Origin of the sequence: Streptomyces sp. NPDC007808 (genome assembly GCF_042868655.1) — a bacterium.
Taxonomy (GTDB): Bacteria; Actinomycetota; Actinomycetes; order Streptomycetales; family Streptomycetaceae; genus Streptomyces.
In genome coordinates this window covers 820,742-839,042 of the sequence record NZ_JBIAEQ010000002.1, presented here as the reverse complement: position 1 = coordinate 839,042, position 18,301 = coordinate 820,742, and the positions used below count along the sequence as shown (strand labels likewise).

The following is an 18,301-nucleotide window of genomic DNA, read 5'->3' as shown; positions in this document are numbered from 1 at the left end:
GATCACCTCTCGCTGCGTTGAGTTCCGTCGGTCGGTCCGTCGGTCGGTCGGTCCGTCGGTCGGTCCGTCGGTCGGTCCGTTGGTCGGTCGGGTCGTCGGTTGCGTCGTCGTCGGTCTGAAACGGTGCGTCGTCCGGTGTCCGTCGGTGGCCGGTTACTTGTAGTCCGCCTCGGGAGGCGTCGCCGACTTCGACTTCTCACCGGGCTTGTCCATGGTGGGGTGCAGCCACTTCTCGTAGGACGCCCGCCATCCGTCCGATGCCGCTATGTAGCTCTCCAGCGTCCGGTTGACCTGGCGTACCAGATCGTCTGCCTTCAGGTTCATCGCCACGCCGTAGTACTCGTCCGTGAAGAGCCCGCCCTTGAGCTCCACCGCCGGGTCCTGTGCGGCCTGGCTGGCCGCGAGGGCGCCGTCGGTGACGACCGCGTCCGCCTGGCCGAGCTGCACCTTCACCAGGCAGTCCAGCTGGTTGGGAACGACGGTGGAGATGTCGGCCGAGGCCGGCAGCTCCCCGCTCTTCTTGTCCGCCTTCAGTTTGTCGTACGCCGTGGACCCCGTCGCCGAGCAGATCCGCTTGCCGGCGAGCGTGCCGTCGTAGCCCTTGATCGTCGAGGTCTTGGGAGCCAGGACCTGCTGACCCGTGACGAAGTAGGGAGCGGAGAAGGCGACTTGCCCGATGCGGTCGCAGTTGATCGTCATGGTGCGGACCACCATGTCGACCTCGCCCTTCTGGATCGCCTCGATACGGCGGCTCGTCGGGATGGCCTTGAACTGCACCGCGTCCCGGTCACCGAGGATGTCCTCGGCGATCCGGTGGACCAGGTCGATGTCGAACCCCTCCAGCTCACCCGCCGGGTTGTTCGGGTCGAGGTAGCCCCAGCGGTAGCTGTTGGTGTCGACGCCGACGATCAGGCGTCGGTCCTCGCGGTCCTTGATCGCGTCCAGCGTGGGGGTCGCGCCGTCGCCGCCGGACGGCGACAGGCTCTGGTTCTGCGGATCCTCGCAGTCCTCGGCCCGCACCCGGGTGGCCTGGGAGACGCCCTGGCCCGCGGCGAGCGCACCGCCGGTGTCGCCGAGCGGACGGCTCAGGGGCAGCATCAGCGCGAACGTCATGACCAGGGCGCAGACGAGCGCCATCGCGCCCACGCCGCCCCAGCCGCGGAGGCGTGAGCGGTGCGTCGTGCCGTGCGCGTTCATCGTCGTGCCCCCTTTCATCGGTACTCCGAAAGCCTGCGGCCGATGCCGAGCACCGCGCCGGCCGCCCCGAGGACCGCGAGGACCGCGGCGCCGGTCGGGAGGCCGGAAAGCGAGTCACGGCCGTCTCCCGCGGCGCGCTTGAACTCGGTCTGCTCATGGGTGAGCGCGGCCGCCAGGGCCTTGTCGACGTTGTCGAAGCACACGCTCGTCGGCTCCTTCGCGGCGCCGATGACGCGGTCGCGGGCCGCCTGGTAGTCGCCGGAGTCGTTGTCCTCGCGGGCGAGGCCGTGGCGGTCCTTCCAGACCTTCATGAATCCGTTCGCGTCCTGAACGGGTTTTCTGCCCGCCGTGTCGTCGGCGAGGCCCTCGGCCCGGGCGAGCGCCTTGCCCAGCCGGTCGATCTCCTGGTCGTAACCCCACTCGTAGAGGTCCACGACCTTGCCGTCGTCGAGCGTCCTGGAGTCCGCGCCGCGGCGTACCAGGGTGAGGTTCTCGTCGCTGCGAGCGGTCAGGGAGGCGATCCGGGCCTCGTGCAGCACGTCCAGGGAGCGGACGCCGTGGTCGTACGAGTCGTTGAGCCCCGCGCGTGCCACGGTGTGGCCCACGGCGAGCCAGAGCAGGACCACGGTGGACGCGGCCGTCGCGGTGACCAGTCCGTGGTTCAGGACCCGGTTGGTGCGCCGGTAGTTGCGGCGCTGGGCCCAGCCGAGGGCGGCCAGGGCGACCACGCCGAGGGCGGCGGCGCCCCATGGGAAGGACTTGGCCGCCGCGTAGTCGGCCCGCAGGCGCTGGTTCTCCGTCTGGTGGAGCTTCTCGGCGGCCGGCAGCATCTTCTGCTGCATCATCTCGTTCGCGGCACGCAGGTAGGCGCCGCCCACTGGGTAACCCTGGCGGTTGTTGGCCCGTGCCGTCTCGACGAGGCCCTTGTACTCCGGCAGCAGTCTGCTGAGCTCGGCGATCGTGTCCGCCGAGGTGGAACCCGGTTCGGAGTTGGCGGCGGCCTGGACCAGCTTGGCGGCGGCGGTGCGGATGTCCTGCTCGTAGCCCTCGCGCATGGCGGGCTTCTCCTGCAGGCCCGCGAGGTATCCGCTGGCCGCCGCGGTGTTGGCGTCCGCGAGGGAGCGGTAGATGTCGGCCGCGTCGGAGCTGAGGGGCTGGCTGCGGTTGAGGACGTCGTCGGCCGCTGCCGCACGGTCGGCCATCTGCCAGGCGGCGACGGCGCCGAAGGCCATGACCAGGGCGGCCAGGAGGGCGCCGATGAGGCGGAGTCTGCCGGGTTCGGTGGTGGCGGCCGCGCGCAGCTGGTCGAAGCCCTCGGCGAAGGCGGTGCGGCGAGGCTCCGCGGCCGGGAGTCCCGGTGGGGCGGGCCGGGAGGGTTGCGGCGGCACGGACGGCAGGGTGGGTACGCCGGGTGTCGGGCCGTGGCCCGGTGGTGGTGCGCTGGTTTTCGGCGTCTGTGTCACTGCTGACCTCCCCCATGGCCATCCGTCGCCGCAAGTATCGCTGCCGGGACTGACATCCGCATCGCGGACCCCGAACCTTCGCCACAACGAAACACGCCCGCACGTCCCCCTGCCCATGAACACGTCGCGGGAATCGGTTCGGTTCCAACTTCGGTCGGTGGGGGCGGCCGAGGGCGAGCGAGGGGGCGCTGGGGCGCGCGCCATCCGCCCTGAGCTCCCCGCCCGCCGGCTCTCCGCGCGCCGGCTCTCCGCCCGTCGGCTCTCCTTTCGTCGGCTCCTCGCCCGTCGGCTCCCGCCCGTCGGCCGCCGCACGGTGGCAGGGGGCACCCGGGCTACGACTCGAAGTACCGGCGGAGCCGCTCGTGCGCCGAGGCGGGCGCCCCGACCGCGTCCAGGCCCAGCAGGGCGGCGCCCAGTACCGGGCTCGCCGTGACCACCTTCGGAGCCGCTTTGGGGGCGCGAGAGGCGAGCAACTCGTGGATGCCGTCGATCAGTTGAGGGGGCCGGGCGGCCAGGACGCCCCCGCCCAGGAGCACGGGTGTCTCCTCCTCCAGCAGGTCCAGGCGGCTCAGGGCGACCGTGGCCATCGTGACGACCTCGTCGGCCAGGCGGGCCACGATCGCACGGGCGACCGGATCGCCGGAGGCTGCCGTGGTGAAGAGGACCGGGGTCAGTTCATGGCGGCGGTCGGGGGCGATCCGCTCCAGGTGCAGGGCCTCGATCAGGGCGTACATGGTGGGCAGGGCGAAGTGGGCGGGGAGGGCCCGCATCAGTGCCGTGGGCGCCCCGCGGCCGTCCTCCGCCCGCGCCGCGTGCCACAGTGCCTCCTCCGCCAGACCCCAGCCGCCGCCCCAGTCGCCGGAGATACGGCCCAGCGCGGGAAAGCGGGCCGTACGGCCGTCGGGGCGCATGCCCACGCAGTTGATGCCGGCACCGCACACCACGGCCACACCGCGGGGTTCCGTCACGCCCGCGCGCAGGATGGCGAAGGTGTCGTTGCGGACCTCTACGGTCGTGCTCCACGCGCGCGCGTGCAGTGCGGTGGCCAGGTTCGCCTCCTCCACCGGAAGGTCGGCGTTGGCCAGACACGCCGAGACATGGTCGGCGGCGGTGACACCCGCCGCGGTGAACGCCCGCCCCACGGCCTCGGCGAGGGTGTCCATCGCCGCGTCCACCCCCACCGCGGGCGGGCGGAAGCCGCCTGCGCGCGCGGTGGCGAGGACGGTTCCGTCGGCCGCCACCACCGCCACGTCCGTCTTGCTGTTGCCCGCGTCGACGGCGAGGACTCCTGCGGTCATGCCCACGCGAGGTGCTCCCGGTTGTGTGCGATCAGCCGGTCCGTGAGGTGCTCCGCGTACGCGTACTGGCCGATCAGGGGGTGGGAGAGCAGGGCCTTGAAGACCCGGGCGCGCCCCCCGTGCAGGGCCGCTTCGAGGGCCAGGTCCTCGTACGCGGCCACCTGGGCCGTCAAACCCGCGTAGAGGGGGTCCGGGCTCGGTACGGCGAGGGGGGTCGGGCCCTTGCGGCCCACCGCCGCCTCCACCTCGATCACCGCGTCGTCGGGGAGGAAGGGAAGTGTCCCTCTGTTGTGGGTGTTGACGACCTGGTACGGGCTGCCCGCTCCGTTCAGCAGCGCGGCCGCCAGGTCCACCGCCGCCTCCGAGTAGTACGCGCCGCCCCGCTTGGAGAGCAGCTCCGGCTTCTCGTCGAGGGCCGGGTCGGCATAGAGGGTCAGCAACCTTCTTTCCATTTCCGCCACTTCCGCGGCGCGGGACGGTTTGGTGCGCAGCTCACGGACCACCTCGTCGTGGGCGTAGTAGTAGCGCAGGTAGTAGGAGGGGACGACGCCCAGGCGGTCCAGGAGGGGCCGGGGCAGGCGCAGGTCCGCCGCGATGGCGTCGCCGTGTTCGGTGAGCAGCCGCGGCAGGACGTCCTCACCCTCGGGGCCTCCCAGACGTACGCCCGTCTCCCAGGTGAGGTGGTTCAGACCCACGTGGTCGAGGTGGATGTCGGAGGGGGACGCGTCGAGGAGGGCCGCGAACTTGCGCTGGAAGCCGATCGCCACGTTGCACAGACCGACCGCTCTGTGGCCCTCCTGGAGCAGTGCGCGGGTCACGATGCCGACCGGGTTGGTGAAGTCGATGATCCAGGCGCCGGGGTTGGTGCGGCGGACCCGGTCCGCGATGTCGAGGACCACGGGGACGGTGCGCAGGGCTTTCGCCAGGCCGCCGGCGCCGGTGGTCTCCTGGCCCACGCAGCCGCACTCCAGGGGCCAGGTCTCGTCCTGCTCGCGGGCCGCCTGGCCGCCGACGCGCATTTGCAGCAGCACCGCGTCCGCGCCGTCCACCGCCGCGTCCAGGTCCGTGGTGGTGGTGACCTCGCCGTCGTGGCCCTGGCGGGCGAAGATACGGCGGGCCAGCGGCCCCAGCAGGTCCAGGCGGTCCGCGGCCGGGTCCATCAGGACCAGTTCCTCGATGGGCAGGGTGTCCCGGAGGCGGGCGAAACCGTCGATGAGTTCGGGGGTGTAGGTCGAGCCGCCGCCGACCACGGTGAGTTTCATGTCTGGGTCAACCCTTCACTCCGGTGAGTGTGACGCCCTCGACGAACGCCTTCTGCGCGAAGAAGAACACGAGGATCACGGGGGCCATCACGAGGACCGTGGCGGCCATGGTGAGGTTCCAGTCGGTGTGGTGCGCACCCTTGAACGACTCCAGGCCGTAGGAGAGCGTCCAGGCGCCCGGGTTCTCGGACGCGTAGATCTGGGGGCCGAAGTAGTCGTTCCACGCGTAGAAGAACTGGAAGAGCGCCACCGCGGCTATGCCCGGTCTCGCCATGGGGAGGACCACGCGGACGAGTGTGCGGAGTTCGCCGCAGCCGTCCACCCGTGCCGCGTCCAGGTACTCGTTCGGGATCGTCATCAGGAACTGGCGCAGCAGGAAGATCGAGAACGCGTCGCCGAACGCCATCGGGATGATCAGGGGCCAGAGCGTCCCGGACAGATCCAGCTGCTTCGCCCAGAACAGGTACATCGGGATGACGATCACCTGGGGCGGCAGCATCATCATCGAGATGACCAGCATCAACGACAGATTCCGGCCGCGGAAGCGGAACTTGGCGAGCGCGTACGCCACGGGCAGGGAGGACACGACGGTCAGGACCGTGCCCAGGCCGGCGTAGACCAGCGTGTTCCGCCACCACGTCAGGAAGCCGGGGGTGTCGAGGACCTTGCCGTAGTTGCCCCATTCCCAGGTGGCCGGAATCAGGTCGCGGGTGAGCGCCTGCTGGTCGCTCATCAGCGAGGTCAGGACGACGAACACGAAGGGCAGCGTGAAGAAGAGCGCGGCCGCCACCCCGAGGGAGTGGATCGCTATCCATTGCAGGAGCGCCTTGCGACGCGCCGTGCGCTCCGCGACCGGCGGCGTGCTCACGCCGACCGGCCGGTCGAGTACCCGGGCCATGTCAGTCACCTGCCTGGATCAGTCCGCCCCGGCGCCGCATCAGCAGCGCGGTGAACGCCATGGCGAGGGCGAACAGGACGAGCGCGACCACACAGGCCGAGCCGTAGTCGAAGCGCTGGAAGCCGAGGTTGTAGACGAGCTGGGGGAGGGTCAGGGTCGACTTGTCCGGGTAGCCCGGCTCGAACTGCTGACCAGAGCCGCCGATGATCCCGGAGGCGACCTTCCCGGCCACCAGGGGCTGCGTGTAGTACTGCATCGTCTGGATCACGCCGGTGACGACGGCGAACATCACGATCGGTGAGATGTTCGGCAGGGTGACGAACCGGAACCGCTGCCAGGCCGACGCCCCGTCCAGTTCGGCGGCCTCGTACTGCTCCTTCGGTACGTCGAGCAGCGCGGCCATGAAGACGACCATGAGGTCGCCCACGCCCCACAGCGCCAGCGCGGTGAGGGCCGGCTTGGACCAGGCGGGGTCCGTGAACCAGCCGGGTGCGGGGAGCCCCAGGTCGTCCAGGACCGAGTCGACCGGGCCGGTGCCGGGGTTGAGGAGGAAGACGAAGGCCAGTGTCGCCGCCACCGGCGGAGCGAGGTACGGCAGGTAGAAGAGGGTGCGGAAGACGCCCGCGCCGGTCTTGATCTTCGTGATCAGCAGACCGACGCCGAGCCCGAAAACGACCCGGCACGTCACCATCACGAGTACCAGCCAGAGCGTGTTGCGCAGCGCGGGCCAGAACAGCGGGTAGTCGTCGAAGACGTAGGCCCAGTTGCCCGGGCCGCGGAAGACCGGAGTGCCGAAGCCGTCGTACTTCATCAGGGAGAAGTACACGGTGGACAGCAGCGGATAGGCGAAGAAGACGCAGAATCCGATGAGCCACGGTGCCAGGAAGGCCACCGTCCGAAGCGCCGACCTGCGGCGCTTCGCGCGGAGAGGGTGCGTGGACATCGGGCCGCTACTTCGCCTGCTCGATGTCGGTGTCGATCTGCTTCGCGGTCTTCTCCAGACCCGCCTTGAGGTCCGTCACCTTGCCGGACTCGTACTGGTAGCCGAAATCCTGAAGCGTCGTCTGGTACGTCGAGCCGTTGACGGACGCCGGCGGGGTGTTGGACTCCGGGTGCCGGGCGATGTCCAGGAACGTCCTGAAACCCGGTGCCACCTTCAGGTCGGGCGACTTCAGGGCCGCGAACGTCGACGGCACGTTGTGGATGGCGTTGGCGAAGGACACGACTGCCTGTGTGTCGGTCGTCAGGTATTTCACCAGTTCCCAGGCCGCGTTCTGCTTCTCGCTCTGCGGGGCGATCCCGATGATCGTGCCCGAGAGGAAGCCCTTGCCGTACTCGTCGGCCTCGTCGTCGGCGACGGGCATCGGCGCGGTGCCGATCTCGAAGTCCACCCCGGCGTTCTCGGCCATGCCGAGCCGCCACTCGCCGTCGAGCTGCATGGCCACCTGACCGGTGTGGAACGGGTGCTTGGCGCCCCACTCGTCGCCGAAGGTGTTGCGGTACTTCTCCAGCCTGGCGAAGCCGCCGAGGTCGTCGACGAGCTTCTTCTGGAACCTGAACATCTCGGCGAAGGCCGGGTCCTCGGCGACGGCGGACTTGCCGTCCTTGTCGAAGTAGGCGTGGTCCCACTGGGACATGTAGTGGGCCACTACCGTCTCGTAGCCGTGGTACGTCGGCATGAACCCGAGTCGCTCGTAGCCGTCGCCCTTGGTCTTCGTCAGCTTCTCGGCGACCTTCGCGAACTCCGACCAGGTCTTCGGCGGGGACGTGACGCCGGCCTTCTCGAAGGCGTCCTTGTTGTAGTACAGGCCGTAGGCGTCGCCCAGCAGTGGCAGGGCGCAGCGGGTGCCCTCGAACCGGGTGTAGTCCAGCATCGGCTTCGGGATCATCTTGTCCAGGTCGAGCTTCGACTTCTCGATGAAGGGCTTCAGATCGAGGAAGGCGCCCGAGGAGCAGAACTTTCCGATGTTGGAGGTCGTGAAGGACGACACCACGTCCGGCCCGTTCGAACCGCCCGCGCGCAGCGCCTGGTTGAGCTTGTCGTCGTTGATGTTGCCGACGACCTTCACGGTGATGTTCGGGTGCGCCTTCTCGAAGCGGTCGACGTTCGCCTGGACCGCCGCGACCTCGGCGGGCGCGCTCCAGCCGTGCCAGAAGGTGATCGTCGTCCTGGCGTTCGGGTCGTCGGTGGCCCCGGAGCCCGACTGGCCGGTACAGGCCGTGGCGAGGAGGGCGAGGGAGGCGGAGACGGCGAGGGCGGTGGCCGTGCGGCGGGGCAGTGAGGGTATGGCTTTTCCGGACTTTCCGGGCATGGTTGAGTCTCCCAAGGGCGGGGCGGGGTGGGTGAGGGCAGCGGGGGAGGAGAGGGAAGGCGGGGGTGGGGATGGGTAGTCGGTTACCGGGGACGCCGCCGAGGAGGCCGGCGATCAGCGTGAGGTGTCGAAGACCTCGTCGCGTGTGGTCGCGAGGGCGCTCTCCAACGCGCCCCGCAGCACCGGATGTTCGCGGACGTCGCCGACGACGAGCCGGGGCCGGGACGCGGCCAGCTCCTCCAGCTCGGCCTGGATCAGAGCGCGCAGGACCTCGCCGCCGGCGGTGAGGGAGGTGCCGCTGAGGACGACCAGTTCGGGGTCGAGGACGGAGACCAGCGAGGCCAGACCGGTGGCCAGCCGGGTCGCGTACGTCTCCAGGAGCAGCCGGTGCAGGACGGTGTCCTCGGTGGCGGCCCGCTGGACGAGGGTGGCGGCTGCCTCCGCGTACGGCCCCGACGGGATGTTCGTCATGCCGAGTTCGAGCGCGAGCCGCGGGATGGCCTGGGAACCGGCGAGCTCCTGGTATCCGCCGCTGTTGGCCCTGGTCACCTGCCTGACCAGGGGTGCGCCCGGAACCGGCAGGAAACCTACCTCGCCCGCGCCCCCGGTCCAGCCGCGGTGCAGGCGTCCGCCGAGGACGAGGGAGGCGCCGAGGCCGCCCTCGTTCCACAGCAGGACGAAGTCCTCGTGGCCGCGCGCCGCGCCGAGCCGCTGCTCGGCCACCGCGACGAGGTTGACGTCGTTCTCGTACTCGACCGGCATCGGCAGGGCGGCGGCGAGTTCGTCGAGCAACGCGGGGGTGTGCCAGCCGGGGAGGTGGGAGGCGTAGCGCAGGCGACCCGTGTTGGGGTCGAAGGCGCCGGGGGTGCCGATGACGAGCCGGTGGACGTCGTCGCGGGCGAGTCCCGCCGCCTTCACCGCGCCGTCGAGGGCGTCGGTGACCTGCCGGACGACGGGCTGGGTCGGGCGCCTGCCCGGGGTGGGCAGTTCGTGCGACCCCACCGTGCGGCCGGTGATGTCGGCGACGGCGGCGAGGATGCGTTCGGGTGTGACGTCGAGCCCCGCGGCGTACGCGGCGGTCGGGTTGACCTCGTACAGCTGGGCGCCCGGGCCGGGTCGGCCCTCCGTGGTGCCGGTGGCCAGGACCAGGCCGGCGGCCTCCAGGCGGGCCAGCAGCTGGGAGGCGGTCGGCTTGGACAGGCCGGTGAGCTTGCCGATCCGGGTGCGGGACAGCGGCCCGTGCTCCAGGAGGAGGTCCAGGGCGGCACGGTCGTTCATGGCGCGCAGGACGCGCGGAGTGCCCGGCGTACCGGCGGTTCCTGCCATGCGATCGACACCTGCCTTTCGGCTGACCAGCTTCTCAGCGGCTCGTGAGGTGCGTCCATCCGGGGTACCTCGATCGAGTACTGTTAGGAAACTTTCCTATCGCTTGCGGAGGAAGGTAAGCCGCGAGGGAAGGGGCCGTCAAGAGACGTGGCCCTCAATGGGGTGACCGGGTGGAGGGATCACTTGCGGGGCAGCAGCAGCGGGGTCGCCAGAAGGAGCACGCCGGCGACGCCGATCGCCGTTCGGGTGTCCGTGGTGGCGGCCAGCAGGCCCCACAGGGCGGTCATCGCGGCGGTCGTCGTCCTGCCGGTGATCTGCCACGCCGACAGGGTGCGGGTCACACGGTCCCGCGGGGTCAGTTCGAGGCGACGGGTGGCGAGCACCGGGTTGAAGACGGCCGCGCAGGTGATCAGGCCGAACTCGACGGCCATCACGAGGACCAGGCCGGACGTGCCCGGCCCGACGAAGGCCAGCCCGACGGACCAGCACGCGCGCAGGGCGCCGGCCGTGAGCAGGACCCGCCGTGAGCCGCAGCGGGCCACGAGCCGGCGCGACAGGCGGGAGCCCAGCAGGCCGCCCAGGCAGGGGACGGCGAAGGCGAGGCCGTACTGCCAGGGAGCGAAACCGAGTTCGCCGACCATGAGGACCGCGAGCAGCGGGGCGGGCGCCATGATCAGGGCGTTGACCAGGACCGTGTTGAGGAACAGTGGGCGCAGGGTGGGGTGGGTGAGGATGTGCCGCCAGCCTGCCTGGAGGTCGGCGGCCGACAGCTTGCCCGGGCGGGGGACCGACGGGAGGTCAGGAGGCGACTGTTGCCTTTCCTCACCACCGATCGCCCGGATCCCCAATGCCGACAGCAGATAGCTGACCGCGTCCGCCAGCACCGTCGTCATCGGCCCGAACACCCCGATCGCCGCCCCGCCGAGCGGCGGCCCGAGCGCGGTGGCCGTCCAGGCCGTGGCCTCGAAGCGGCCGTTGGCCACGAGCAGGTCCCCCGGCGCCACAAGGGACTTCAGATACGCCCCGCTCGCGGCGGTGAAGGTGATGTCCGCCGCGGCGACCACCATCGACACCACCAGCAGGTGACCGAGGCCGAGCCCGCCCAGGGCGTACGCGGCCGGAATGCTGAACATCGCCACGCACCGCAGCAGGTCCGCCGCGATCATCACCGGCCGCTTCCGGCGGAACTCCACCCACGCCCCGAGCGGCACCGCCACCAACGCCCCCACCGCGAGCCCCGAGGACGCGAGCAGCGCCACCTCGCCCGCCCCGGCGTGCAGCACGACGACCGCGATCAGCGGCAACGCGTCGAACGCCAACCGCGTCCCGAGCGCACTGACCCCGTAGGCGGCCCACAGCCACCCGAAACGCCGCCCCAGCGACTGCCCGCCCACCATGACCTGCCCCAACCTCCCGGTCTCGGGGGCCATCCAAACGAGCGGGGTTTCGCGGGGTCAAACAACCGCGGCGAACCCGGTCATCCCTGCTGGTCGTACGCACGGGAAGACCGCAGGGCGCCTCGCGAGCCGGTTCGGTGGACGGCTCAGTTCTGCTCGGCCCGCTCGGTCTGCCACAACTCCGGCACCGCCACCCGCAGCCCCACGAAGCCGGTTGCGGCCGGGGCGAAGACGCGATGGCGACGAACACCGCGGACGCGAGCGGGGGCCGCAACCGTGGGGCCGAGTGGGTCGCCGCCCTCACGCGTGCCCCGCCGGGGCCTGTTGTGCTCCGCGCCCATCCGGCCAAGCCCGTCCGCCCCGACGAGTCGGGTTCCGCCCTCCGCCGACCAGCGGCCTACTTGGTAACGCTCGGCGGCGTCAGCGGTGTGGCCGCCTGGGCCTGTGGGGAGGCGGTGTTGGCGTATGCGGACGGGGCTGCCATGCCGGCCGTGGGGTCGGACGGGGAGTTCTCGTCCGTCAGGACGGGTGCCTGGCCCACGATCGGGATGTCGGCGGCGTCGAAGGCGCGCTTGATGCGCCAGCGCAGTTCCCGTTCCACTGTCAGGGACTTGCCGGGCATGGTCTTGGCGGACACCCGGACCACCATCGAGTCCAGCAGCACGCTGTCCAGGCCGAGGACCTCGATCGGGCCCCACAGGAGCTCGTTCCAGGGCTCCTCCCTGCTCATCCGCTCGGCGACCGCGTCGATGGTGGCCTTGACCCTGTCCAGGTCCTCGCCGGAGCGGACCGTGACGTCCACGCCGGCCGTCGCCCAGCCCTGCGAGAGGTTGCCGATGCGCTTGACCTCGCCGTTGCGGACGTACCAGATCTCACCGTTGTCGCCGCGCAGCTTGGTCACGCGCAGGCCCACCTCGATGACCTCGCCGGAGGCGACGCCCGCGTCGACGGTGTCGCCGACGCCGTACTGGTCCTCCAGGATCATGAAGACGCCGGAGAGGAAGTCCGTCACGAGGTTGCGGGCGCCGAAACCGATGGCCACGCCCGCGACACCGGCCGAGGCGAGCAGCGGGGCCAGGTTGATCTGGAACGCGGAGAGGATCATCAGGGCGGCGGTGCCCATGATCACGAAGCTGGCCACCGAGCGCAGGACCGAGCCGATCGCCTGCGAGCGCTGACGGCGGCGTTCGACGTTGACCAGGAGGCCGCCGATGGCCGTGCCGTCCACCGCCTGGACCGTGCGGTTCATCCGGTCTATGAGCTTGGTGATCGCCCTGCGGATCACCACTCTCAGCACTGCCGCGATCACCAGGATCAGCAGGACCTTGAGGCCTATCGCGAGCCAGGTCGACCAGTTCTGCTCGACCCAGCTGGCGGCCTGGTTGGCGCTCTCCTGGGCGTCCTGGATCGAGGGAACGGCCGGGGTTGTCGTCTCGGCGGGAGACGGCGACGGCGTCGGTCCGACGGCCAGTAGGACGGCGGGCAAGGACACGGCAGGTACCTCCAGTGCAGCGGCCCGCCCCACCGGCAGATGGTCAAGGTCACGAAAAGGTCACCGATGGGGCAGGCTCACCACACTATCGGGGCATCGTGTGGGGATCGTCGCGATGTTCGAGGGAGAAACCGTGCCCACCTGGGGATGAACTGGTGGGATGAACAGTTCGCCGTTCGGGGGATGAATCAGATGTGGTCGAAAACACTCCCAGCCCGTTACCGGGACATGGTGGCGCTTTCACCAGGCAAGAGGGGAGACTGACTAACAGATCGTCCCGGCGCGAGCCACGCGCCGCCGACGCCCAAGGAGGCATCCGTGCCGCATGTCCTGGTCCTCAACGCGTCGTACGAGCCACTCGGCGTCGTACCGCTCCGCCGCGCGCTCGTCCTCGTCCTGGAGAACAAGGCCGTATGCCTTGAGGAGTCCGGCGCCTATCTGCACAGCGCAACCGTCACAGTCCCCGCACCCAGCGTGGTCCGGCTCAAGCGTTTCGTCCGGGTTCCCTACAGGGGGCCCGTTCCTCTGACCCGCAGGGCGCTCTTCGCGCGCGACGGGGGCCGGTGCATGTACTGCGGTGGCGTCGCAACCAGCGTCGACCACGTCATCCCGCGCAGCCGCGGGGGCAAGCACGTCTGGGACAACGTGGTGGCGTCCTGCCGCCGCTGCAACCACGTGAAGGCCGACCGACATCTGTTCGAAATCGGCTGGCGGCTGCGCCACAAACCTGCACCACCCACCGGTCTGGCCTGGCGCATCATCGGCACCGGGCATAGGGACCCGCGCTGGCTGCCGTACTTGCAGCCGTACGGCGCGGACGACGCCATGGCCCGGATCGACGGCATCTCCGCCTGAGGATCCGGGCTTTTGTGTACGCCGGTGCGGCACGCGCCGGCGAGGCGGCCCGGCGCCGGGCAGGGGAACCGACCCGCGCCCGGCACCGGCCCGCCCGCTTCAGTGACGCGGCCCCTCCGCCCGCGCCCCCCGCCGCAGGTACAGCAGGCCCCCGCCCACGAAGGTCACCAGGGCCACCAGCCACGCGTCCGCCTGCCCGGACGGCTGGACGAGCCAGGCCCACACCGGCACCGAGCCGCCGCGCAGGCCCGCGGACGCCACGTACACCGCGCTGACGTATCCGAACACCGGCAGCCAGCTCAGCCGGGCGCCGAGCAGCACGGCCGAGGCCGCGGTGAGGCCGACACAGCCGAGGGTGTTGCGGATCATGGCCGGCGGGCCGAACCACGACATGTGCCCGAACACCGCCCACGGCAGCAGCGCGGCGGCCAGGGCCGTGAGGGCCAGCAGATGGACCAGGCGACGGCGCCACCACGGGCGTACGGCCGTGCGGTCCAGTTCGTCGGAAGCCGTGTGGAGGCTCACGCCGATCACCGCGGCCGCGGCAAGCGGGGCGAGCGCGACCACCGGGACCCGCCGCTCGGGGTCCAGGAAGGCGTCCAGGCCGTGTGCGGCCCAGAGCGCGAGCCCCGCGGTCGCGACCAGCAGGGCGACGGTGCGCGGGAGAGTGCGCGAGCGGGCGTAGAGCAGCGGTCCGGAGGTCGTCACAGGGCCGGCACCTCGCTCGGGTCGCACGCGCGCGCGGTCGCGAAGTACGCGGACAGCCAGGCCCGGCGCTCCTCCTCGCCCATCGCCAGCAGCCGGGCGCGGGCGGCGAGCCGGGCCCGCAGCTCGGCGCGGTCGGCCTTGTCGCCCTCGGCGGCCAGCTCGTCGAACCGCCGCTCCGACGGACTCGGCGCCAGATAGTGCTCCACGGCGTCGTCGGTCCAGGCCACCTCCGGGTCGACGGCCGCGTTGCACTGGTCCCGGCTGTACAACGCCATCCCGGCCTCCCACGCGTACCGCCGCTGATCGGTGAGCCGGCCCCGTACGACACTCCAGCCGATCGGTGTGAGCATCGGCAGGTCGACCTCGTCCGGGCCGGACTCGCCCGGCAGGTCGGTGAAGCGGACCGGGAGGTTCTGCACGCCCTCCAGTCGGCCCGTCAGGCCGGACAGGGCATCCGTGACCTGCGGAAGGAGGCTCTCGTAGCGGGCGTTGACGCAGATGTGCGGGGTGGTGGAGGTGTCGCACACCTGGCGCCGGGCGACCGGGGCGGTGTGCCACAGGGCGTCGCCGGTCTGCACCAGCAGCGCACCCGCCGCCGTCGCGGCGGCCAGCGGCAGCAGGGCCGTGAACCGGCGCCGGGCGGCGTACCCGAGGACCGCGGCCACCGCGAGACCGCCCGTCCACACGGCCATCGCGGCCGGCTGCCACCACACCGGTACGTCGGTGACCGACTTGCTGCCGATGGGGGACAGCTCACGCAGCGGGCCGGTGCTGTCGTACGCCATGACACCGAGGACGGCGTACCCGGCGACCGCGAGCAGCGGTGCCGTCAGCCGCCGAGGCAGCAGCCGGCCCACCACATGGCCGACCAGGACGGCGGACGCCAGGGCGACGGTGTCCGTGAGCGGCGTCACGAGGTCCGGCTCGTCACCGGTGGCGTACAACGCGGTGGCGAGCAGAACGAGGGCCGCGGCGACGGCGTGACCGGCGACCACCCAGCACGCCACCGGCAGCGCGGCGGCCAGCGACCGGGCGAGCGGACCCCGCACGGCCGTCGCCAGCAACTCCTCGGTACGGCGGCGGCGTTCCCGGGCGCCCTGCAGGCCGCCGGCGGCCAGGGCCAGCGGGACACCGAGCAACTGGGCCGTCAGATGCAGCCGTTGCCGGGTCTCGCCCCAACCGCCCTGCCACTGCGCTGATGTGCCGGCCATGCCGACGACGAGCACGAGCAGCAGGGCCGCGCCGGTCCAGGGGGCGAAGCCGCGCAGGAACTCGGCACGAAGGGGATGGTGCGACCCGCGGGCCGGGGCGAGGGACCGCGGTCGGTGGCTCTTCTTGTCCGCTACGAGGGTCATCGCGCCGTTCCTCCGTGGGCGCCGGCCGCGTGTGCGGCGAGGTCGGGGGCGCGGTGGGAGCGCAGCGCGGCCGTGTAGCCGCGCTCGATCGGGTTGTCGCCGCTCACGTCGGCCGCCGTCTCACCGAGAGCCGCGAGGGACTCGGGTGTGCCGCGGTAGGCCACGCGGCCCGCGTCGATGAGCGTGACCTCCGTGCAGGCCGCCGCCACGTCCTCCACGAGGTGGGTGGAGACGATGACCGTGGCCGAGGCGCCCAGCTCGCGCAGCAACGCACGGAACTCCACCCGCTGTTCGGGGTCGAGACCGGCGGTCGGCTCGTCGAGGAGCAGCACCTGCGGGTCGTTGACGACGGCCTGGGCGATGCCGACTCGGCGGATCATGCCGCCGGACAGCGTACGGACCTTCGCGTCGATGCGGTCGGCGAGGCCGACGCGGGCGACGGCCCTTTCCACCGCGGCGGGGATGCCGGCTGCGGGCATCTCCTTCAGCCATGCGACGTACGCGACGAACTCCCGCACGGTGAAGCCCGGGTAGTAGCCGAAGTCCTGCGGCAGGTACCCCAGGCGCCGCCGCACCGTGCCGCGCCGCCGGTGCTCACCGGTGTCCTCGCCGAGGATCTCCACCCGGCCTCCGGACGGCTCGGCGACCGTGGCCAGGACGCGGATCAGCGACGTCTTCCCGGCACCGTTCGGGCCGAGCAGACCGTGCACTCCGGGGCCGAAGTCGAGGTCCAGCGCGTCGAGGGCGACGGTCTTGCGGTGCCGGACCCGTAGGCCGGTGACTCGGATGGCGGGCAAGGGAACTCCAGGGTTCGGGTGCTTGGGTGGTTCGGGTGCGTCGGGCAGGGCCGGTGGTGTGTCGGGCAGGGCCGGTGGTGTGTCGGGCAGGGCCGGTGGTGCGTCGGGCAGGACCGGTGGTGCGTCGGGCAGGACCGGTGGTGCGTCGGGCAGGACCGGTGGTGCGTCGGACAGCGCCGGTGGTGCGTCGGACAAGGCCGGTGGTGCGTCGGACAGCGCCGGTGGTGCGCCGGACGGCGCCGGTGGCCGGGCCGTCCGCACGCAGCGGCGGCCCTGTCCGTCGCTCAGCGCCGCTGCGCTCGGCCGAAGTCCGGGCGGCGCGCGGCCAGCAGGGCGGCGCAGACCAGGGCCGCTCCGGCCCAGGCGCCCTGTGCCGGAGCGCCGTCGAGACAGGCCGAGAGCTGCTCGGCCAGACGCGTGAGAGGCCGTCCCGGAGCGGTGAGCACGGGGGCGAGGACGGCACACAGCCAGCCGCCGCCAGTCAGGGCCGTGGCGGCACGGATCCCGATCCATGCGGCCAGGGCCAGCGTGGCCAGCGTCAGGGCGAGGCCGGGCAGCAGCCAGGCGACCGCGGCCGGCGCGCCCGAGGACGGCAGCAGGAGCCCCGCCGAGGTCAGCAGCGGCAGGCTCACCGCCAGCACGGCGGCCGTCCGGATCAGCACCAGCCGGAGCCCGGCGGACGGGGTGGCCGCCGTGATCTCGTGGAGCGGATCGGCGTGGGCGCCGTAGGACGAGGCGACTCCGAGGACCGGTACGACGGGTGCGACCGCCAGCAGCAGGGGCCGCGCACCCTCGAAGCCGGCGCCCCGTGCCAGCGCGACCGCGCCGAGCGCGACGCACAGCACGGCCAGCGACCATGCCCCGCGCACCGCGGGGCCGGCGGCCCACAGCATCCGGGTGAGGCGGGAGCCCACGGCGAGGACGCCCCGCCGCCGCACACGGGTCGGGGTGCCGTCGGGGAGCCGTACGGACTCCGGTGCCGGAGCGGGTGCCCCCGCCGCCGCCCGCGCATCCCTCGGTGCCGCCCCCAGGACCGCTTCCCGCAGCTCGGCCAGCACCGGGCCGGCCGGCGTCAGCCGAACCGCGCCCGACACCCGGGACGCGCAGGAGCCGCAGGACTCCAGATGCCTTTCCAGGGACCAGGCGTCGGGCTCCGGCAGGGAGCCGTCGGCGTAGCGGGTGACCAGGTCGTCGGACGCGTGCCAGCCGGTCATGCCGGTCCTCCCAGCGGGGACGGGTGCAACTGGGTCAGGGCGGCGCGGAGTTCCGCGCGGGCGCGGGTCGCGCGGGACTTCACGGTGCCTTCCGGTATGCCGAGCAGCCGGGCGGTCTCCCGGGTGGTGAGCCCGTCGACGACCGTGGCGCGCAGCACCTCGCGCAGCTCGGGCGAGATCCGGTCGAGGGCGGTGCCGACATCGCCGTACTCCAGGCCCGCCAGCACCCGCTCCTCCACCGACGGCGCGGCCGCCCGGTCGTACCCGGCCGTGGCCTCGTCCATCGACGTGGTCTCCAGCCGCGTCGCCCGCTCCCGCACGCGCAGCGCGTCGACCAGGCGGCGCGCCGCGATGGTCCACAGCCAGCCGCCGGTCTGCTCGCCCCGGTGCTTGCGCGCCGACCGCCAGACCGTGACGAACGTGTCCTGCAGCACCTCGCGCACGACCTCCGGATCGGCGCAGCGCCGGCTCAGCCGCGCGTGCAGCCACCCCGCGTGGCGGTCGTACAGCGTGGCCATGGCCGCAGAGTCCCCGCCCGCGACAGCACGCAACAGCGCCGCGTCCGAGTCCTCCTCGTCCTCCCGGTGACCCCCCATGGGGCGGAACAGTCTCACACCCCGTCTATCGACAGGATCTCGGCGGCCGGTTCACGGTCCGCCGGACTTCCTTTTCCGCAGCGGAACGTGGAGCGGAATGGGCGGCGGCACGCGCAGCGGAATGTGATGAG

16 protein-coding genes are annotated in these 18,301 nt (G+C 71.9%); 1 reads left to right on the top strand and 15 read right to left on the bottom strand.

Features of this window, described 5'->3' with window-relative positions; all coding sequences use genetic code 11:
* Nucleotides 1-153 precede the first annotated feature (153 nt).
* The 10 genes from ACFYNL_RS09985 to ACFYNL_RS09940 all read right to left on the bottom strand — a co-directional run bounded on the left by ACFYNL_RS09985 (nucleotide 154) and on the right by ACFYNL_RS09940 (nucleotide 12,645).
* Nucleotides 154-1,197, bottom strand: a complete 1,044-nt coding sequence (locus ACFYNL_RS09985; RefSeq protein ID WP_388799467.1) for a glutamate ABC transporter substrate-binding protein — start codon at nucleotides 1,195-1,197, stop codon at nucleotides 154-156.
* A gap of 14 nt (nucleotides 1,198-1,211) precedes the next feature.
* Complete coding sequence (locus tag ACFYNL_RS09980) at nucleotides 1,212-2,660, bottom strand: hypothetical protein (protein ID WP_388799464.1); 1,449 nt, start codon at nucleotides 2,658-2,660, stop codon at nucleotides 1,212-1,214.
* Between the two features lie 332 nt (nucleotides 2,661-2,992).
* Nucleotides 2,993-3,964: an N-acetylglucosamine kinase gene (locus ACFYNL_RS09975; protein ID WP_388799461.1), complete on the bottom strand. Its 972-nt coding sequence runs from the start codon at nucleotides 3,962-3,964 to the stop codon at nucleotides 2,993-2,995.
* Entirely contained in the window at nucleotides 3,955-5,220 is a 1,266-nt protein-coding gene (locus ACFYNL_RS09970) for a 6-phospho-beta-glucosidase (RefSeq protein ID WP_388799458.1), read from the bottom strand. The genes ACFYNL_RS09975 and ACFYNL_RS09970 overlap by 10 nt, the downstream gene beginning before the upstream one ends.
* 7 nt (nucleotides 5,221-5,227) lie before the next feature.
* Nucleotides 5,228-6,118 (bottom strand): carbohydrate ABC transporter permease, encoded by an 891-nt coding sequence (locus ACFYNL_RS09965; RefSeq protein ID WP_388799455.1) that lies wholly within the window; start codon nucleotides 6,116-6,118, stop codon nucleotides 5,228-5,230.
* A gap of 1 nt (nucleotide 6,119) precedes the next feature.
* Nucleotides 6,120-7,061: a carbohydrate ABC transporter permease gene (locus ACFYNL_RS09960; RefSeq protein ID WP_388799452.1), complete on the bottom strand. Its 942-nt coding sequence runs from the start codon at nucleotides 7,059-7,061 to the stop codon at nucleotides 6,120-6,122.
* A 7-nt stretch (nucleotides 7,062-7,068) separates the two neighbouring features.
* Entirely contained in the window at nucleotides 7,069-8,430 is a 1,362-nt protein-coding gene (locus ACFYNL_RS09955) for an ABC transporter substrate-binding protein (protein ID WP_388799449.1), read from the bottom strand.
* A gap of 114 nt (nucleotides 8,431-8,544) precedes the next feature.
* On the bottom strand, nucleotides 8,545-9,756 hold the full coding sequence (locus tag ACFYNL_RS09950) for an ROK family protein (RefSeq protein WP_388799446.1): 1,212 nt from the start codon (nucleotides 9,754-9,756) through the stop codon (nucleotides 8,545-8,547).
* 179 nt (nucleotides 9,757-9,935) lie between these two features.
* Complete coding sequence (locus ACFYNL_RS09945; protein WP_388800583.1) at nucleotides 9,936-11,153, bottom strand: MFS transporter; 1,218 nt, start codon at nucleotides 11,151-11,153, stop codon at nucleotides 9,936-9,938.
* Nucleotides 11,154-11,550: 397 nt separating this feature from the next.
* A complete protein-coding gene (locus ACFYNL_RS09940; protein ID WP_388799443.1) occupies nucleotides 11,551-12,645 on the bottom strand; it encodes a mechanosensitive ion channel family protein in 1,095 nt (364 codons plus the stop codon).
* A gap of 318 nt (nucleotides 12,646-12,963) precedes the next feature.
* On the opposite strand from ACFYNL_RS09940, the gene ACFYNL_RS09935 reads away from it, so the two are divergent.
* The gene (locus ACFYNL_RS09935) at nucleotides 12,964-13,500 is read left to right on the top strand and encodes an HNH endonuclease (protein WP_388799440.1); all 537 of its coding nucleotides are present in this window, start codon (nucleotides 12,964-12,966) and stop codon (nucleotides 13,498-13,500) included.
* Between the two features lie 99 nt (nucleotides 13,501-13,599).
* Here the strand turns inward: ACFYNL_RS09935 and ACFYNL_RS09930 are convergent, their stop codons facing one another.
* The 5 genes from ACFYNL_RS09930 to ACFYNL_RS09910 form a co-directional block, all read right to left on the bottom strand.
* Nucleotides 13,600-14,208: a hypothetical protein gene (locus ACFYNL_RS09930; RefSeq protein ID WP_388799437.1), complete on the bottom strand. Its 609-nt coding sequence runs from the start codon at nucleotides 14,206-14,208 to the stop codon at nucleotides 13,600-13,602.
* Nucleotides 14,205-15,563, bottom strand: coding sequence for a hypothetical protein (locus tag ACFYNL_RS09925; RefSeq protein WP_388799434.1), 1,359 nt, complete (start codon nucleotides 15,561-15,563; stop codon nucleotides 14,205-14,207). Before ACFYNL_RS09925 ends, ACFYNL_RS09930 begins: the two co-directional genes overlap by 4 nt.
* The gene (locus ACFYNL_RS09920) at nucleotides 15,560-16,360 is read right to left on the bottom strand and encodes an ABC transporter ATP-binding protein (RefSeq protein WP_388800580.1); all 801 of its coding nucleotides are present in this window, start codon (nucleotides 16,358-16,360) and stop codon (nucleotides 15,560-15,562) included. The genes ACFYNL_RS09925 and ACFYNL_RS09920 overlap by 4 nt, the downstream gene beginning before the upstream one ends.
* Nucleotides 16,361-16,644: 284 nt before the next feature.
* Nucleotides 16,645-17,574, bottom strand: coding sequence for a zf-HC2 domain-containing protein (locus ACFYNL_RS09915; RefSeq protein ID WP_388799432.1), 930 nt, complete (start codon nucleotides 17,572-17,574; stop codon nucleotides 16,645-16,647).
* Nucleotides 17,571-18,170: an RNA polymerase sigma factor gene (locus ACFYNL_RS09910; protein WP_388799429.1), complete on the bottom strand. Its 600-nt coding sequence runs from the start codon at nucleotides 18,168-18,170 to the stop codon at nucleotides 17,571-17,573. Before ACFYNL_RS09910 ends, ACFYNL_RS09915 begins: the two co-directional genes overlap by 4 nt.
* Between the last annotated feature and the right edge of the window lie 131 nt (nucleotides 18,171-18,301).

Bases quoted from the DNA above. Each gene is read 5' to 3' on its own strand.
- ACFYNL_RS09985 (WP_388799467.1), bottom strand. From the start codon at position 1,197: ATGAACGCGCACGGCACGACGCACCGCTCACGCCTCCGCGGCTGGGGC.
- ACFYNL_RS09970 (WP_388799458.1), bottom strand. From the start codon at position 5,220: ATGAAACTCACCGTGGTCGGCGGCGGCTCGACCTACACCCCCGAACTC.
- ACFYNL_RS09965 (WP_388799455.1), bottom strand. From the start codon at position 6,118: ATGGCCCGGGTACTCGACCGGCCGGTCGGCGTGAGCACGCCGCCGGTC.
- ACFYNL_RS09960 (WP_388799452.1), bottom strand. From the start codon at position 7,061: ATGTCCACGCACCCTCTCCGCGCGAAGCGCCGCAGGTCGGCGCTTCGG.
- ACFYNL_RS09955 (WP_388799449.1), bottom strand. From the start codon at position 8,430: ATGCCCGGAAAGTCCGGAAAAGCCATACCCTCACTGCCCCGCCGCACG.
- ACFYNL_RS09950 (WP_388799446.1), bottom strand. From the start codon at position 9,756: ATGGCAGGAACCGCCGGTACGCCGGGCACTCCGCGCGTCCTGCGCGCC.
- ACFYNL_RS09945 (WP_388800583.1), bottom strand. From the start codon at position 11,153: ATGGTGGGCGGGCAGTCGCTGGGGCGGCGTTTCGGGTGGCTGTGGGCC.
- ACFYNL_RS09925 (WP_388799434.1), bottom strand. From the start codon at position 15,563: ATGACCCTCGTAGCGGACAAGAAGAGCCACCGACCGCGGTCCCTCGCC.
- ACFYNL_RS09915 (WP_388799432.1), bottom strand. From the start codon at position 17,574: ATGACCGGCTGGCACGCGTCCGACGACCTGGTCACCCGCTACGCCGAC.
- ACFYNL_RS09910 (WP_388799429.1), bottom strand. From the start codon at position 18,170: ATGGGGGGTCACCGGGAGGACGAGGAGGACTCGGACGCGGCGCTGTTG.